Annotated in this window: 15 protein-coding genes; 5 read left to right on the plus strand and 10 right to left on the minus strand. The window is 41.6% G+C overall.

Annotated features, from left to right (window positions below; all coding sequences use genetic code 11):
- Position 1 precedes the first annotated feature (1 nt).
- Positions 2 to 703: a sigma-70 family RNA polymerase sigma factor gene (locus E7588_02435; protein MBE6688117.1), complete on the minus strand. Its 702-nt coding sequence runs from the start codon at positions 701 to 703 to the stop codon at positions 2 to 4.
- Positions 704 to 872: 169 nt separating this feature from the next.
- On the opposite strand from E7588_02435, the gene E7588_02440 reads away from it, so the two are divergent.
- The 3 genes from E7588_02440 to E7588_02450 are packed head-to-tail and all read left to right on the plus strand — an operon-like array spanning position 873 to position 4,556.
- Positions 873 to 1,778: a hypothetical protein gene (locus tag E7588_02440; GenBank protein ID MBE6688118.1), complete on the plus strand. Its 906-nt coding sequence runs from the start codon at positions 873 to 875 to the stop codon at positions 1,776 to 1,778.
- Between the two features lie 2 nt (positions 1,779 to 1,780).
- Positions 1,781 to 3,817, plus strand: a complete 2,037-nt coding sequence (gene ppk1 / locus E7588_02445) for a polyphosphate kinase 1 (GenBank protein ID MBE6688119.1) — start codon at positions 1,781 to 1,783, stop codon at positions 3,815 to 3,817.
- A gap of 25 nt (positions 3,818 to 3,842) precedes the next feature.
- Positions 3,843 to 4,556, plus strand: coding sequence for a sulfotransferase (locus tag E7588_02450; GenBank protein ID MBE6688120.1), 714 nt, complete (start codon positions 3,843 to 3,845; stop codon positions 4,554 to 4,556).
- 44 nt (positions 4,557 to 4,600) lie between these two features.
- Here E7588_02450 and E7588_02455 read toward each other — a convergent pair whose 3' ends face one another.
- The 8 genes from E7588_02455 to E7588_02490 form a co-directional block, all read right to left on the minus strand.
- Entirely contained in the window at positions 4,601 to 5,329 is a 729-nt protein-coding gene (locus E7588_02455) for a hypothetical protein (protein MBE6688121.1), read from the minus strand.
- Complete coding sequence (locus E7588_02460) at positions 5,329 to 8,001, minus strand: cation-translocating P-type ATPase (protein ID MBE6688122.1); 2,673 nt, start codon at positions 7,999 to 8,001, stop codon at positions 5,329 to 5,331. The genes E7588_02455 and E7588_02460 overlap by 1 nt, the downstream gene beginning before the upstream one ends.
- A gap of 172 nt (positions 8,002 to 8,173) precedes the next feature.
- Positions 8,174 to 9,028 carry an SDR family NAD(P)-dependent oxidoreductase gene (locus E7588_02465; GenBank protein ID MBE6688123.1) on the minus strand — a complete coding sequence of 285 codons (855 nt, stop codon included), beginning with the start codon at positions 9,026 to 9,028 and terminating at the stop codon, positions 8,174 to 8,176.
- Between the two features lies 1 nt (position 9,029).
- Positions 9,030 to 9,695: an HAD family hydrolase gene (locus E7588_02470; protein MBE6688124.1), complete on the minus strand. Its 666-nt coding sequence runs from the start codon at positions 9,693 to 9,695 to the stop codon at positions 9,030 to 9,032.
- A complete protein-coding gene (locus E7588_02475) occupies positions 9,692 to 10,489 on the minus strand; it encodes a sugar phosphate isomerase/epimerase (protein ID MBE6688125.1) in 798 nt (265 codons plus the stop codon). Before E7588_02475 ends, E7588_02470 begins: the two co-directional genes overlap by 4 nt.
- Before the next feature lie 45 nt (positions 10,490 to 10,534).
- Entirely contained in the window at positions 10,535 to 11,128 is a 594-nt protein-coding gene (locus tag E7588_02480) for a 5'-deoxynucleotidase (GenBank protein MBE6688126.1), read from the minus strand.
- Positions 11,118 to 11,417, minus strand: a complete 300-nt coding sequence (gene yajC / locus E7588_02485) for a preprotein translocase subunit YajC (GenBank protein MBE6688127.1) — start codon at positions 11,415 to 11,417, stop codon at positions 11,118 to 11,120. Before yajC ends, E7588_02480 begins: the two co-directional genes overlap by 11 nt.
- A gap of 218 nt (positions 11,418 to 11,635) precedes the next feature.
- On the minus strand, positions 11,636 to 12,655 hold the full coding sequence (locus E7588_02490; GenBank protein ID MBE6688128.1) for a Gfo/Idh/MocA family oxidoreductase: 1,020 nt from the start codon (positions 12,653 to 12,655) through the stop codon (positions 11,636 to 11,638).
- A 135-nt stretch (positions 12,656 to 12,790) separates the two neighbouring features.
- Here E7588_02490 and E7588_02495 point away from each other — a divergent pair, with 135 nt between their 5' ends.
- Both E7588_02495 and E7588_02500 read left to right on the plus strand, forming a co-directional pair.
- Positions 12,791 to 13,660 (plus strand): helix-turn-helix domain-containing protein, encoded by an 870-nt coding sequence (locus E7588_02495; GenBank protein ID MBE6688129.1) that lies wholly within the window; start codon positions 12,791 to 12,793, stop codon positions 13,658 to 13,660.
- Between the two features lie 90 nt (positions 13,661 to 13,750).
- The gene (locus E7588_02500) at positions 13,751 to 13,981 is read left to right on the plus strand and encodes an HPr family phosphocarrier protein (protein ID MBE6688130.1); all 231 of its coding nucleotides are present in this window, start codon (positions 13,751 to 13,753) and stop codon (positions 13,979 to 13,981) included.
- A 60-nt stretch (positions 13,982 to 14,041) separates the two neighbouring features.
- Here the strand turns inward: E7588_02500 and E7588_02505 are convergent, their stop codons facing one another.
- The gene (locus E7588_02505; protein ID MBE6688131.1) at positions 14,042 to 14,686 is read right to left on the minus strand and encodes an HAD family phosphatase; all 645 of its coding nucleotides are present in this window, start codon (positions 14,684 to 14,686) and stop codon (positions 14,042 to 14,044) included.
- Positions 14,687 to 16,167: the final 1,481 nt, after the last annotated feature.

The raw sequence follows: 16,167 nt of genomic DNA on the forward strand, positions 1-16,167 counted from the left end.
TCTATATATAATTTCGCGTCTTATTGATATATTCTTTTAGTTTGTCCAGTGCCGATTTTTCCAATCGTGATACGTAAGAGCGCGATATTCCCAGTCGTTTAGCAACTTCACGCTGAGTTATGGGCGGTGAAGAACCCAGCCCGTAACGAAGCGTAACAATATCTTTTTCGCGCTCGGTGAGCCTTGTACTTATTCCACGGATTATAAGTTCACTTTTACTCTTGATATCAATGTTTTCGACAATATCGTCATCATAGCTGATAATATCCATGTATGTAAGCGGATTCCCATCCTTATCGACTTCTATTGGCTCATTGATAGAGGTTTCATTTGAAATTTTCTTCTGACTTCTGAAATACATAAGAATTTCATTTTGAAGGCATTTGCCTGCATATGTTGCAAATCTTGTTCCGTTATTGATATCATATGAATCAATTGCCTTTATAAGTCCGATAGTTCCTATGGATATTAAATCCTCCTGATCGCGACAGGAAGTGTAATATTTTTTTATAATATGCGCCACAAGTCTAAGATTGCGCTCTATCAATATTCTGCGCGCGTCAGCATCCCCCTGCCGTGCTAACACAAAAAATTTTCTTTCTTCTTCCGCACTGAGAGGTGGCGGAAATGCGGAATTACCCGTAATTTTTAGAAACAGAAACAAAAAATTGCTGAGCAAAGAAGCCATAACACCGATAAGCATAGCATTTCACCTCCGAAATAGTTAGTAATATCTTATGCCGCGTCGAAAAGAAAATACACCGTTTTTTATGTGATTTGTTTTTTTTCGTTATTTGCTTTAAAAATATTGCAAAACTATTGCATTTATTCGTGATTTGACATATAATAAATATATATGAAACAATCGGGATGTGATTACAATATTATATTCTGTAATAGATATAGGTTCCAACACCATCAGACTTGTGACATACGATTTGTCAAAGAATAATTGCAAAGCGGTATACACAGATTACAGAGCCTTGGGGCTTGTTTCGGAAATCGAAAACGATGTACTCAAGGAAAAAGCTGTCGATGAGCTTTGCAAAACCCTGGCTTTTTTCAAAAACAGCTCTCCAAAAGGTGCCGTTATTATGGCTTTCGCAACGGCATTTATGAGAGTAATTTCCAATTCTGCGCAGGTCATACAGCGTATTGTTGACGAAACAGGCATAGAAATTGAAGTTCTTTCAGAGGAAAAAGAAGCTCTGTATTCATTCAAAGGCGTAATTAGTTCAATTTCCGGTTGCAGCCGCGGAATTGTCTCCGACCTTGGCGGCGGCTCGTGCGAATTTATCCGTTTTTCCGAAAGCACTCCCACCGAGCATACTAGTTTCAAATTCGGGTGCGTAAAGCTCTTTAAAATGTTTGTAAGCGGAGACGAATTCCCGAAAAGTGAAGAAATAACCGATATATACAATCACGTAACAAACGAAATACAAAAAACCTGCTGGCTAAAAGACAATTCAGTTCTTATTATGACCGGCGGAACCGCCAGAGCAGTCGCTCAGATGGATAACTTTTTTAATCAAAAAGCTCTTCCGCTTTCCAATTACACTCTCACAAAAGAAGCATTCAACGCTCTTTACAACGCTTTTACTTCTTTTGACAAAAAATATACCGACTTTATTTTCAGGGCGCTGAACGGAAGAATAAAAACTATATACCCAGGCATTGTGGCCATAAAAGCCATTTCAGATTTTATAAATTGCGATAAAATAATCATAAGCACCGAAGGCGTGCGCGAGGGTTATTTATCTGACAAACTCAGGAGGTAAATGTGTATAATTCTTTTATAAACCGTGAGCTTTCCTGGCTGAAATTTAATCAAAGGGTTCTTAAAGAATCCCTCTGCCCCACCAACCCGACATTTGAGAAAATTAAATTCGTCTCAATTTTTAATTCAAATTTGGATGAATTTTTCATGATACGCGTAGGAAGCCTTCACGACCGTTCGCTTCTCAGCGAAATCCCCGTAGACAATAAAACCGGACTCAATGCGCTTGAACAGCTTGAAGATATATTTTCAGCAGTCAAGCCGTTGTACGAGGAATACGACAACTGCTTTGAAAAAGTCAGCGAAGAACTGAAACAAAACGGCATCGAATATTGCGATATTCCTTCTCTTTCCAAGAATGAAAAGGAAGAGATAAAAAAGGTTTTTAAGAAAGATATTTTCCCACTGCTTTCACCTCAGATAATAGACCCTACCCACCCATTTCCGCATCTTGAAAACAAAAAAATATACATTGTCGCTGACCTATTATCGGGTGATAAAAAAAGCGTGGGTATTATACCGCTCAGCAATGTTATACCGAGATTGTTTTTCCTTGACACAAGCAAGGACAGAATAAAATATGTCCTTGCGGAAAACATTTTAGAGTATTTCATCAAGCAGATTTTCAAGGTATACAAGGTAACTTCATCTGCTATAATCCGTGTAACACGTAATGCCGATATTGCCGTTGCCGATACTTTTTCGGACGACGACATAGATTACCGTGCATATATGAAAGAAATACTGAAAAAACGTGAAAAGCTTGCGCCTGTACGTCTTGAAATTGTAAAAGGCGGTGAAAAACTTGAGGAATATTTACGTTCCAAGCTTTCGCTCTCCCCTGCTCAGTGTTACACTGCCCGCGCACCGCTTGATATGAGTTATATCTGGTCGCTTGAGGACAAGCTGACCGAAAGCATGAAGATTTCATTACTTCATAAACCGCTATCTCCTCAATGGCCGCAGGAAATACGCCAAAAAATGTCGGTCATAAATCAGGTTGATGAGCGAGATTTTCTGCTGCGTTACCCGTATGACAGCATGAAGCCATATCTTAATATGCTCAGCGAAGCAGCATTTGACCCACAGGTGGTAAGTATCAAAATCACACTTTACCGCCTCAGCTCTTCTTCTCAGGTAATTCAGCATCTTTGCGATGCGGCTGAAAACGGCAAAGAAGTAACGGTACTGGTTGAACTTAAAGCGCGCTTTGACGAAGCCAACAACATTCACTGGTCAAAGCGCCTTTCGGACGCCGGATGCCGTGTTATTTACGGAATCGAGGGCTACAAGGTACACTCAAAAATAACACTTGTAACCCGTCAAACGGACGATGGCATTAAATATACCGTTCATATAGGAACGGGAAATTACAACGAAAAGACCGCACGGCTGTATACAGATGTCGGCATTCTCACTTCACGTGAGGAAATAGCGGAAGATGCAGTTCGATTTTTCCATGATCTTACAATTTCAAACCTTAACGGAAGGTATAAAAAACTTCTTGTTGCCCCACACAGCTTTAAAACAAAAATCATTTCGCTGATACGTGCCGAAGCAGACAAAGCACGCCGTGGCAGAAAAGGTATCATAAAGCTGAAATTGAACAGTATTACTGACAAAGAGATTATGCTTGAGCTCATTGCCGCCGCACAGGCCGGCGTAAAAATCAAAATGCTCGTACGCGGTATATGCTGTCTTTGCCCCGGCATTGAAAATGTTACGGAAAATATTGATATTATCAGTATTGTCGGCCGTTATCTCGAGCATTCACGTATATATGTCTTTGGTGAAAAGCGCTCACGCAAGCTTTATATAAGTTCCGCCGACTTTATGACGCGAAACACATCTCGACGAGTTGAAATAGCTGCTCCAATACTTGATTCCGATATAGCTGACCGTCTCGAAGAAATGCTGGAATTACAATTCAGCGACAATGTTAAAGCGCACAGACTGTTATCGGACAAGAGCTATGAAAAAATATGTGCTCCGCAGGACGGAGAGGAAATCAATTCTCAAATGGAATTTTACAATCACTAACTTCACCGGAAAGGAATTTTAAAAAATGGTAACTATCATCGGACGCGGACACGGCGGTACACGTGCCATGTCGCATACTCTTACCCAGAGCGGATACTATATGGGTGCTAATATCAACAAATCCGGAGATCTTATACCTCCCGACGATATGTACGAGGCTTGCCGTGTTTTTGGCAAATATGTAACATATAAAGGTAATTTCGAATGGGATTTTTCAAAGGTTCTTGAAATGGATCCCACCCCAGAATTTGTAAGACTGGTAGAAAGCTTTTTATCAAGCGTTCTCAAGTCCGATAATCCAAACAAAGGCTGGAAGCTTCCGGAAACCGTATTGTGTTTTCCATGGATACTTAAAATGTTCCCGGATATTAAGTATATCAAGTGGGTACGCGACCCCCGTGACAGTATTCTTTCCGGTCACGTCACCGACGACCTGCACGACTTCAACATTGATTATGATACTACCGACAATATTCGCATAAAACGTGCCATCAGCTGGAAATACCAACGTGAAATAATGCACGCAACACCTGAGCCCAAAAACTGCATCAGCGTAAGATTCGAGGATTTTGTTTTTGACCAGGACAACCAGCTTAAGCGAATAGGCGAATTTCTGGGCACTCCGCTTGCAAAAATTGAAATGCGTCCCGATTCCGTAGGAAGATACAAAAACGATACCGATATTCATATGTTTGACTTTTTCAAAGATGACATGGATGAGTGCGGATACGAATATTGAATATAAAACAAAAAAAGTGCTGAGTCTTTTGACTCAGCACTTTTTTATTCAAGAACAAATTTTCCCTCAAAGCAAGTGTGCCCTTTGGTAAGGTTTTCAGCATAATAATACACTTCTTTGCCGAAGGAATACACACTGACTTCAAGTTCATCATCCAGTAATGCCTCACCGCGGAAATTAATCTGCAGAAGCTTAAAATAATCTGCTCCAATACCTCGTGGGATAAAATCCAGCATTATATCGGCATAATTGGTATTGTTAAGATGCATATTCTCATCCAGGTCAGACAGCATAACCTTTCTGCTGAACGTACCGCAGAAAGCGGCCTCATCAGGGTGAACTATACGACGTTCAAGCTCTACATCCCTTGCGGGTATTTCCGGATTGCCTGCAACAGGAACCGGCAGTTGAGACGGACGTACGGGACTTCTTCGGCTGAAGCTCATAAGAGCCCATTGTGCCGAGGCATACCCAACGACATTATCGCCGCATGATATCTCATAGTCACGTATAAATGTGACACCTTTGATTTCTTTCTGCCAGCTTTTGATATCTATAATATCCCCTGTTTTTACTTTGTCAAACATTTCCAACTTGAGCTTGGTTATGATAAACACCATATCATGCTCACGCAAAAGCTTGTATGTGGCTCCGAACGAGTCACTGTCCAAGCCTGCGACAGTCTGCATATACCTCATAAGGTACGATGGTTTTATGGTACCGTTATGGCAAAGCTCATAGGAATATATCTTTTTTTGTAATGTATACGCCATTATTTATTCAGCTTTCTCTGTATAAGCTTTACTATTTCAACAATGGGTATAATCGAAACCGCAAGAAGCATCGCGATTACATATTCAGTGAGATTAAGATGCGCTAAATCAAATGCTTTTGCCAAGAAATCAATCTCAACAACCGCGGTGGTGAGAACAAATGACAAGAGACCCGCACCAATCAGCCACATATTCTGGTGTTTCATTTTGAAAATGGAGCCATGAAGGGAACGCATATTGAAAGCGTGGAAAATTTCACACATAGAGAGTGTAAGGAATGCCATGCTCGTGCCCAGTCCCTCGGCGGTATAGTGCAGCTCAACACTTTCGGCAAGATGCTGTGCAAACAGGATGTCTCTTCCTACAAAATAAGAAACAAGGGTTATCAAGGTCACGAGTACGCCCTGGTATGCAACCGCTACACCAAGACCACCTGCAAAAATACCTTCTCTGGATTCGCGCGGCTTGCGGTTCATAACATCTGCTTCCGGCTTTTCCATGCCCAGCGCAAGTGCCGGGAAGCAGTCGGTTATAAGATTGATCCACAAAAGATGAACAGGCTGGAATATTGTAAAGCCAAGAAGTGTTGCAAAGAATATGGAAAGCACTTCAGACAGATTTGAAGCAAGCAGGAACTGAATTGCTTTACGGATATTATCGTAAATTCTTCTGCCCTCACCCACTGCAGAAACTATCGTTGCAAAGTTATCGTCGGCAAGAATCATATCGGCAACGTTTTTAGTGACATCTGTACCGGTGATACCCATACCTACGCCGATATCGGCGTTTTTGATAGAGGGTGCATCGTTAACACCGTCACCTGTCATAGCAGTAACTCTGCCCTTTTTTCTCCAGGCATTTACAATTCTTGTCTTATGCTCGGGCTGAACACGCGCGTATACGGAATATTTTTCAACTTCGGTATCAAAGTCCTCATCCGCAATATTATCCAGCTCTGCGCCGGTTATTGCGTTGTCCGCACTTTCGATAATTCCAAGTTGCATAGCGATAGCAACAGCGGTATCCTTATGGTCGCCTGTAATCATAATCGGACGTATTCCGGCAGAACGGCACTCATCAATCGCAGGCTTAACTTCCGGACGCACAGGGTCTATCATACCAACAAGTCCGATAAAGCAAAGGTCATTTTCAACCTCTTCGGGCTCATATTTGGCAGGCTCTGCGGTAAGATCCTTTTTAGCAGCAGCAAGAACTCTGAGCGCCTTATCAGCCATAGTTTTATTGGCCGCAAGAATCTGAGTTCTTATTTCATCCGTCACATCACTGACAGTACCGTTAATAAGCGCCTTGGTGCATCTTTTGAGTACTTCATCGGGGGCACCCTTTGTGAATTGTACAAGTGCGCCGTCCTGTGTTCTGTGAACGGTGGACATCATTTTTCTCATGGAGTCAAATGGTACTTCGCCCACACGTACAAATTCTTTTTTCTTTTCGTTTTTTGAAAGGCCCAGCTTTTCCGCATAGTTTACAAGTGCACATTCGGTAGGCTCACCTACTGCAGTTCCGATTTCGGAATCAAATTCCGCATCGGAGCAAAGTGACATTGCATTTGCGAGCAGGCTCTCATCTTCGCCATAATGGTCTACAACCGTCATTTTGTTCTGTGTGAGTGTACCCGTCTTATCCGAGCAAATTATCTGTGTACATCCCAGCGTTTCAACTGCCGTGAGTTTACGGATAATTGCACTTCTTCTGGACATGTTGGTAACACCGATGGAAAGAACGATGGTAACAACTGTTGCAAGTCCCTCGGGAATAGCTGCAACCGCAAGAGAAATGGCCAGCATGAACGAATCAATCACCGTTGTGAATGCCAGACCATCCTGAATAAGCTTGACACCAAAAATAACAACGCAGATACCTATAACAAGGTAGGTCAGTATTTTGGAAAGACCGGCTAGCTTTATCTGGAGAGGAGTTTTTCCGTCCTCTGCCTGTGCAAGAGCGTCCGCAATCTTACCCATTTCAGTTTCCATTCCGGTAGCAGTTACAACCGCTTTACCACGTCCGTAAACAACCGTACTGCCCATGAAAACCATATTTTTTCTGTCGCCAAGTGCAACGTCGCCGTTTGCGTTGGGAGCAATCACCTCTTCCTGCTTAGTGACAGGCACCGACTCACCGGTGAGTGCTGCCTCTTCAATCTTCATACTTGCACATTCAATAATACGTGCATCTGCAGGAACAGCATCACCTGCCTCAAGAACAATTATATCACCCACAACAAGGTCTTCGCTCTTTACCGCAATCAGCTTTCCATCACGGATAACCTTGGAAGTTGCAGCGGCAATTTCCTGAAGTGCCTCAATAGCTTTTTCCGCCTTGCTTTCCTGAAAAACGCCAAGAATTGCATTAATAAGAACAACTGCAAGTATTATAACTACGTCGGACGGGAAACCCATGTGACCCGAAGCGATACCCTCATATATCTCAACTCCGGCAGAAATCGCCGCAGCAACGAGAAGAATTATCGTCATAGGTTCGGCGAGCTGTTTAAAAAATTTGTGCAAGAGTGATTCTTTTTTGCCCTCAATGAGCTTATTTTTTCCATTCTTTGCAAGACGTTCCGCAGACTCAGCGGAAGTAAGCCCATCGGCATCCGTACCGCACTCGCGAAGCACATTTTCTTTTTCTTCAAGGTAATGTTTCATAACTTAATTCCTTTCTAAAATTAAAGACTCATGTACGGGTCACCTCGTACATGAGTCTCATTCATTAAGGTAAACCAGACAGCAATATTATTGCCATCATGATGTTGATTTACCACACCGCAAAACAGCGGTGAGAATTACTCCCTCATGGGTATTAAATTATAATTAAAAACTATACACCTGAATATGCAGCAAAACCACCGTCAACAGGAACCACAACACCATTTACAAAGCCGGAAGCCTTGTTGTCGCACAGCCACAGAAGTGTTCCGATAAGGTCAGACGGGTCTCCGAAGCGGTTCATGGGTGTATGGTCAAGAATCTTTTTACTGCGCGCTGTGGGAGTGCCATCCTCATTAAAGAGAAGCGCACGATTCTGGTCGGTTACAAAGAAACCGGGAGCGATCGCGTTTACTCGAATGCCAACCTTGGAAAAGTGGACTGCAAGCCACTGAGTAAAGTTGGAAATTGCTGCTTTAGCCGCAGAATATGCGGGAATTTTGGTAAGAGGACGGAAAGCGTTCATTGAAGACACGTTGAGAATAACGGGTGCTTCACGGTCAGCCATGTCCTTTGCGAATACCTGAGTTGGAAGCAAAGTGCCAAGGAAGTTGAGATTAAACACGAACTGAATTCCGTTGGGATCAAGCTCAAAGAAAGTTGTAATATCCTTATCAACACCCTTGAGATCCTCGGGGAAAAGATACTCTTTTGTGGTAGTACCCTTGGGGTTGTTACCGCCGGCGCCGTTGATGAGAATGTCGCATCCGCCGAACGCCTTATCAACCTCTGCTTTAGCGGCTTCAAGGCTTGCTTTCTCAAGAACATTTGCAGAGAGACCGATAGCCTTTCCGCCCGCCGCTACGATTTCATCAGCAACCTTTTGTGCGGCTTCAAGTCTAAGGTCGAGTACAGCGATATTAGCGCCGGTCTCACCGAGAGCCTTGGCAAAAGCGGAGCAAAGCACTCCACCGCCGCCGGTTACAACTACTGTTTTGCCTGTCAAATCAATTTTGAATGGTATCATTTTATTTCATCTCCAATAAAAATTTTTCAATTTCACACGGTTTTTCAAGTAAATAATCAGGTTGTTCATCTGTAAAAGATTGTGCTCCTTTAAAACCCCAAAGCACACCAAACGAAGTTATTCCAGCGTTTCTGGCAGTTTTCACGTCCACGTTGGAATCCCCAACCAAAACAACCTCTTCCTTTTTCAAGCCCAGCTCCTCGATAATTCCGTAAACACTGTCGGGCGCCGGCTTATGCGGAATTCCTTCTCTGAAGCCATACGCAATATCAACGCAGTGTTCCGTATCAAGCGCGTTAACTATATTTTTGGTATAGAGGTTATCCTTATTTGAGATTACGGCAATTTTCATGCCGTAAACAGCTTTAAGACGGTGCAGCAGCTCATTAATTCCATCATAAAAGTATGTTTTTTTTATATGATTAAGGCTGTAATAATGATGATATTTCTCCGAGACCCGCTCCAGCAACTCGTCGGTTCTGAGCTCTTCCGGCACCGAACGCATGATAAACATTTTCATGCCGTTATTGAGACATTTTATAACGCCTTCATCGTCGTGCAAAGGTAAACCCAGATCAGACATAGCCATGTTAAGGCTGTCCTTGAGGTCCTGAAGAGTATTTGCAAGAGTTCCGTCGAGGTCAAAAAGTACACCTTTGATTTTCATATGTTATACTGCGCCTTTTTTGAATTCAAAAAGTCCATAGCAAGCTTGACATCCGCAGCAGGGTCTTCGCCACACTCGCGCTCGATAGTCAAAAAGCCGTCAAAACCGATATCATGAAGTGCCATCAGGTATTTATCAAAGTCTACATCCCCCTGGCTGAGTGGCATTTCTTTCCAGCTTACAGGATCCATACAAAGATTTACACCATCTTTGGCGTGGGTATGAACAATGTATTTTTTCAGTGTGTATACAGCTTTTACGGGATCGTCACAAGAGCACATTACAAGATTTGCAGGGTCAAGGTTCACTCTTACGCCCATTGCGCCCAGACTGTCAAGAAAATCTGCCAGAATTTCTGCTTTTTCAGGACCTGTTTCGACCGCAAAGCAAGAACCGATGCTGTCCGCATAAAGTGCAAGCTCACGGCAAGCTTTCCGCGCTGTTTCCTTAACTTCATTTTCTTCTGCAGGAATTTTGCCTATATGAGTTGTAACAATATTGCAGTCAAGCTTTTTTGCAAGATCCAGAATACGTTTTGATTTTTCAACCAGCTGTGGATTAAGTTCAGCATTGGTAAATCCCTTACCCAAGTCGCCGCAGACAGCAGAAAAACAAACGCCGTTGGAATTAAGAATATCCTTAACCTCCCTTATTCGCTCGGGAGTCATATTTTCGGGCGCCAGTTCATTATAAGTCGCGTTAGCCTGAATTCCTTCTATACCGAGAGCCGCAGCAGCCTTGACACCGCCCTCGAAGCCCTGCCTGAAAGATTCAATTCTAACACCTATTTTCATAGCCATAACACTACCTCTAACATTTTTTATTTTCAGATTAATGTTCTAAATTGTCACTTTATCAAGCTCTTTGGTAAACACATCAAGATAATTGTCAATAAAAATTTTAAGCTCCGGAGTACAATTTTCGTTAAGCAAACGGAGCGTTGACTCACATGCCGTTTCAAATTCTTTGTTTCCGGCTTTAAGCTCATTCAGGCATTTTATATGTGCGGAAAGCTTGTCAGCCGATTTAACAACGCTGCGTTCTTCGCCTGTCAGCGATTTTACGACCGACTCAAAATACTCACGGAACTGAGGCTCCATAAGAGAAAAAAGCTTTTCTTCCGCCACAGCTTCAATCTGCTTATATGCCTTCTTTATATCATCGTTGTAATACTTAACGGGAGTAGGCATATCGCCGGTGAGCACTTCGCTCATATCATGGTACATCGCCGCCACAGCTATCTTCTGGGGATCATAATCTTTACCCAGCTTTGTAACACCTATTACCGCAAGGCAATGAGCCAGAAATGCCGTTTCCAAAGAATGCTCGCTGAGGTTTTCCGTTCGGGTACACTGCATAAGCCCCCAACGCGCAATATTTTTCATACGAAAAAGCAAGGCAAAAAAATTGCCGGTATTATCCTTACTTGCCATCGGAATCGTCAGTGTTGAATGGAACTTCAACATTTCTTACAGCCCAACGGAAAATTTTAAGTCTTGTCTTGTCGGAGCCTGTTTCTATTGTAATAATATCGTTTTCTTCGTTAATTTTGATAATTCTGCCGATGAGACCGCCATTGGTGGATATTTCATCGCCCACAACCAGGTTATTTCTCATGCTGGCAATCTGCTTTTCCTGCTTTTTCTGCGGACGGATAAGGAAAAAGTACATAACAACAAGAAGTCCGATAGGAATAAGAAGGCTGGAAAAGGAAGCCATCATACCGCCTGCGCCCATTTCAGCACCCACTTCACCTTCAGCAAGAACAGGCACTGCAGTGCAGGACAAAACCAAAGCAAATGTCAATAAAATTTTTTTCATAATTTCCTCCAAATATTGATTTATATTATTATACTTCAAATTTATGACAAAATCAAGCCTTTTCAATAAAAAATAAAAAAAGTATCGGCGCAAAAGCGCCGACACTTCAAAAGCTAAAATTAAAGTTCTACTATCTTACCGCCATTATCCGCAGATTCAAGCTCTTTGTGAACAAGTTTGATGGTTTCCATGCAGCTTTCTGGAGCATTAATGGTATTTTCCTTATTGTTCATTATGCAGTCTGCAAAGTATACGATTTCCTTGTAGTAACCGTTTTCGGTGCAAAATTCGGGTGTGCGGAATTCTTCACCTGTCTTTGCAACCTTAAAACCGGTTTCGTCCATAATGATTGTACCGCCGGTGAAGTTAACGCGGAAGGAATGCATGAAAGGAGTTCCGGCAATGGTCCAGTCGTTCTGAGAGTTGATAACCATTCCATCGTAGAAATAGTTTGTGGAAACGGTGTCATAACTACTTGATTCGATAAGCTTCTGAGCGATTGTGGAAACAGCCTTGGGCTTACCGAAAATATGCTGGATTATATCTACATCATGAACGTGCTGGTCGTAAATTGCACCGCCGCCGCATTCCTTTTTTATAATCCACTGATTCCAGCTTTCGGAAGGAGTGGAACCACCACGGAAGAAGTAGCCGGCAACAGGCTTGCCGAATTCACCGCTCTTAACAGCATTTCTAAGATATTCATACTCTCCCCAGAAGCGAAGCACCTGACCAATCATAAGCTTTTTGTTATTCTTCTTAGCGGTATCGATCATAAGCTGGCACTGCTCGGGGTTGAGAGCCATAGGCTTTTCGCAGAATACGTTTATACCCTTATTGAGGCACTTAACGGTCGCTTCACAGTGAAGGAATGTGGGGAGCGCAATGGAAACAAGGTCAAGCTCTTCCTTTTCCAGCATTTCGTCCATATCCGTATATGTATTGAACTGGCTGAAGTCATAATTGGAATCGCCTACGCCCTTGATGTTGAGTGTACCTTTGGAATTCTGGAATTTTTCGGGTCTGATGTCGCAGATAGCGACAAGCTTGATGTCGGATTTTTCATTAATGAGTCTTACATAGTTATCCAAATGACCTCTGCCCATCGATCCAATGCCTATAAGTCCTGCTTTTAACATAATTATTTCCTCCTGAATTTATAAGTTTTGACTTGTTTTTTGCCTGATATTATGATATACTAATAATGGTTTTCATTATACACACTATTTTCCGCAAAAAGTACAAAATCGTTCGCAAGAGCCGAGGTGACAAACTTGTCTATATATGCTACACACAAAATTTCAAATGTAATCAGCATTTCAAAAATATTCACTATTCATTATTATGAGTTCAACAAAGACTACAAATTCAGCGGAGAAGCGCATGATTTCTGGGAGATGGTATACGTTGATAAAGGTGAAATTGTTGTAACGGCAGGCGAAAACGATATTCGCATGAAGCAGGGCGAAATTATTTTTCATCCGCCGGGCGAGTATCATAATATACAAGCCAACGGTATTACCGCACCGAACGTTTTTATAATATCATTCGAGTGCCGTTCCTCTGCAATAAACGGATTAATCGGCAAATACATAACGCTTCCAAAAGCCATACGCACTCATATTTCAAAGATCATACAAGAAGCGAAAAAAACATTTACACAGCCAATGGTGCGAAGCGAAAACGTAAAGCTGGAGCTTATCGAAAACCCCGTATTCGGCGGTGAGCAGCTTATACGCATTAACCTTGAAGCTTTACTTATAGAAATTCTGCGTCTGGAGAACGAAATTATATACTTTTCCTCCCGTGAAACCATGAACGATCACATAAATGCGGAAATTCTGGCAATACTTGAAAAGAACATTTACAACAATATTTCCATTTCTCAGATCTGCTCAGAAATCAACTACGGTAAAACATATCTGTGTACATTATTCAAAAACATGAACGGATATTCCATAATCGAATACTACAACATGCTTAAAATTGCAGAAGCTAAAAAGCTTATCCGCGAAAAGAATTACAATTTTACCGAAATATCGAATATGCTGATGTTCAACAATCCGCATTACTTTTCACTGGTTTTTAAAAAAGTAAGCGGTATGTCACCCCGTGAGTACTCAAATTCTGTAAAAATAGATTGACAAACACTGTTTTTTTTGGTATAATATGCGTGTAGGCTATGCATGTCAGCACTCATAAGAATAAAAGTTTTCTTGAAAGGATGATACACAATGAAAACAGTTTCCATTAAATTATCCACCATCGAAGATGTGCGCAAATTCGTTGAAACCGTTACCGCTTACGATATGGATATAGACCTTGCATCAGGACGCTACACGGTTGATGCAAAATCCATCATGGGTATTTTCAGTCTCGATCTTTTAAAACCGATAGAACTCACCGCACATTCAGAGGATACAGACAAGCTTTTTGCAGATTTGGACAAATTCATAGTTAAGTAACAGAACGACGAAAAACAGCGTGCGGAAAACCGCACGCTGTTTTCATTTATACGTAATTGCCTACACCCTGCCAATTTCGTCAAAGGTGTTTATGTAAATATTACTTATTTTTCTGATTTGCTCAATACTTCTTTCGGAAAAAGAATCATAAACGCCCACAGTATACATTCCTGCCTGTGAAGCAGTCGCAAGAGCAACGTAATTATCATCAAAAAATACAGTATCATCAATATTGCAGCCTATACGTTTGATTGCCAGGCGATAAATGTCCGGATTGGATTTTGGCATACCGAAATCATCCGTACTCCAGATATTATCGAATATATCAAACATTCCCAAGCGTTTAAGGCAAGCATCGACAGATCTGTGAGGACTTGCAGTAAGTATGTTCAGACTGCATCCCTGCGCTTTCATTTTGCGCAGATATTCTTCAACTCCCTGCTTGAAACCGATAACATCACGGTAATCCGGAAAGACAATCTTTGCCATGATTTCGAGTATCTCTTCGACACTCATGGTAACGCCCAGCTCTTTTCTGAAGTATTCAGCCGTTCCTACATTTCCTAGCGGAGTGATTATATTAATTACATTGTCGGGATACTCTACCCCGTTCATACGCAGTATGTCAAGCATGCGCTCAGCCCAATGCGGCATCGAATCCACGAGAGTTCCGTCAAAATCAAAAATATATACCGAATGTTCCATAAAAATCACCCTCCAATTACAATTTACTCATGTCCATGCATTATACCGATATGAAATATTTTCGGTTCATATCGACAATGCCTCAAGCTTTTTCACAAAATAGGCTGCAAATTCACGATATATTTCAGGGCGCAAATGCAAACCGTCGGGACAGAAAATATCACGGAAGCCCTCATAACTGCCAACAAAAGCTATCGACAGTCGCACCGCCGAACCCGTGATTGACAACGGTATACTTTCCATTTGAAGCCTCGAACACCTCATCTGCGGCATTTTTCCAATAATACCAGTCTTAAAATATCGTAAAGCGGATGAAACGGAATATTTTCGCTGAATACATCCGCAATAATAACAAAAAACTGACAGACACAGTCCGTCAGTTTTAAATGCGGGTAGCAGGACTTGAACCTGTATGAGCGCGAGCTCACTAGAACCTGAATCTTACGTGCCAACCGCACACCGCTTTTCTGCTGAGAATGCCAGTCTTTTCGGGATATTTCGGCGGTTCGGAAACTCGTCAAAAATGGTGTAAAAACCTGAATTTTACGAGTGTTCTATCCTACCACTTATCCGAAAAATTTTGTACCTATAATGTAACCCTGCGTAAGACTATTACGCTTTTTCACTCGTAAGACTTCACGATTCCTGAGGAAAGTCTTATTCGCATTCCACCAAGAACGTTTTGCCTCATTTCATAGTAATTATATCTAAAGTCTTACGAAAAGTAAAGTGGTTCCCCAAAAGTTTTTTTAAAAGTTTACGATTGCACTATAAAAACGCTGTAAGGAACAACAAAAGGTGAGTAAAAGTTTTTTATCGGGTATCAAATTTAATACTCAGCCCACAAATAAAGGCTACCATTTTTAACGGTTTTTAAGTCAGTTTAAGCCGTATTTAATGGTAGCCTTGTGTTTCTTAAACACTTTTAATGGTTAAAGGGGTTAATTTTAAAATTTAATTAGGGTATCCCTCTCATTCTTCGGATTCCTCTATATCAGCTATCAAGCTGTCTATAAGTTGAGAGGTCAACTCTCTTGTACTGTCTTTTAGTATTATAGGTTTTCTAATTCCAGTAATAGGTTTACGAATCATAACGTCAGTATGGAAAGTTATAACGTGGTTTCCGATACCGTTTTTCTTTATTTCATACCGATAACCCCTTTTTGCTAAATGGGCTTCGTGATTACTAAGTGCTAGTGATAGTTTGTTAGGAGCTTTAGGCATAGCTTTTTTATCATATTTCCCATCTTCTGCAAGTATGACAAAATCCCTAAGTGATTTATAAAACATACTTACGGTACTACACCATTCTCCGTCATTTTCTTTTAGAAAATCTATCACTATTCTTACTATGTCAAAGTTTTCGTCAACTACTTCCATTTGTATATCTTTGTTTCTAGCTATACACTCATTAAAGCATTTTCCGTACCCTCCCATAGCCTCAGCTACAGCATATCCAAAACTATGAAAATCCGCTAATC

The sequence above is a fragment of the Oscillospiraceae bacterium genome (genome assembly GCA_015065085.1).
Classification (GTDB): Bacteria; Bacillota; Clostridia; order Oscillospirales; family SIG627; genus SIG627.

Excerpts from the sequence above, each read along its gene's own strand:
- E7588_02505 (MBE6688131.1), bottom strand. The coding sequence starts at position 14,686 with ATGGAACATTCGGTATATATTTTTGATTTTGACGGAACTCTCGTGGAT.
- yajC (MBE6688127.1), bottom strand. The coding sequence starts at position 11,417 with ATGATGGCTTCCTTTTCCAGCCTTCTTATTCCTATCGGACTTCTTGTT.
- E7588_02455 (MBE6688121.1), bottom strand. The coding sequence starts at position 5,329 with ATGGCGTATACATTACAAAAAAAGATATATTCCTATGAGCTTTGCCAT.
- E7588_02470 (MBE6688124.1), bottom strand. The coding sequence starts at position 9,695 with ATGAAAATCAAAGGTGTACTTTTTGACCTCGACGGAACTCTTGCAAAT.
- E7588_02450 (MBE6688120.1), top strand. The coding sequence starts at position 3,843 with ATGGTAACTATCATCGGACGCGGACACGGCGGTACACGTGCCATGTCG.
- E7588_02490 (MBE6688128.1), bottom strand. The coding sequence starts at position 12,655 with ATGTTAAAAGCAGGACTTATAGGCATTGGATCGATGGGCAGAGGTCAT.
- E7588_02435 (MBE6688117.1), bottom strand. The coding sequence starts at position 703 with ATGCTTATCGGTGTTATGGCTTCTTTGCTCAGCAATTTTTTGTTTCTG.
- E7588_02460 (MBE6688122.1), bottom strand. The coding sequence starts at position 8,001 with ATGAAACATTACCTTGAAGAAAAAGAAAATGTGCTTCGCGAGTGCGGT.
- E7588_02465 (MBE6688123.1), bottom strand. The coding sequence starts at position 9,028 with ATGATACCATTCAAAATTGATTTGACAGGCAAAACAGTAGTTGTAACC.
- E7588_02475 (MBE6688125.1), bottom strand. The coding sequence starts at position 10,489 with ATGAAAATAGGTGTTAGAATTGAATCTTTCAGGCAGGGCTTCGAGGGC.
- E7588_02480 (MBE6688126.1), bottom strand. The coding sequence starts at position 11,128 with ATGGCAAGTAAGGATAATACCGGCAATTTTTTTGCCTTGCTTTTTCGT.
- E7588_02500 (MBE6688130.1), top strand. The coding sequence starts at position 13,751 with ATGAAAACAGTTTCCATTAAATTATCCACCATCGAAGATGTGCGCAAA.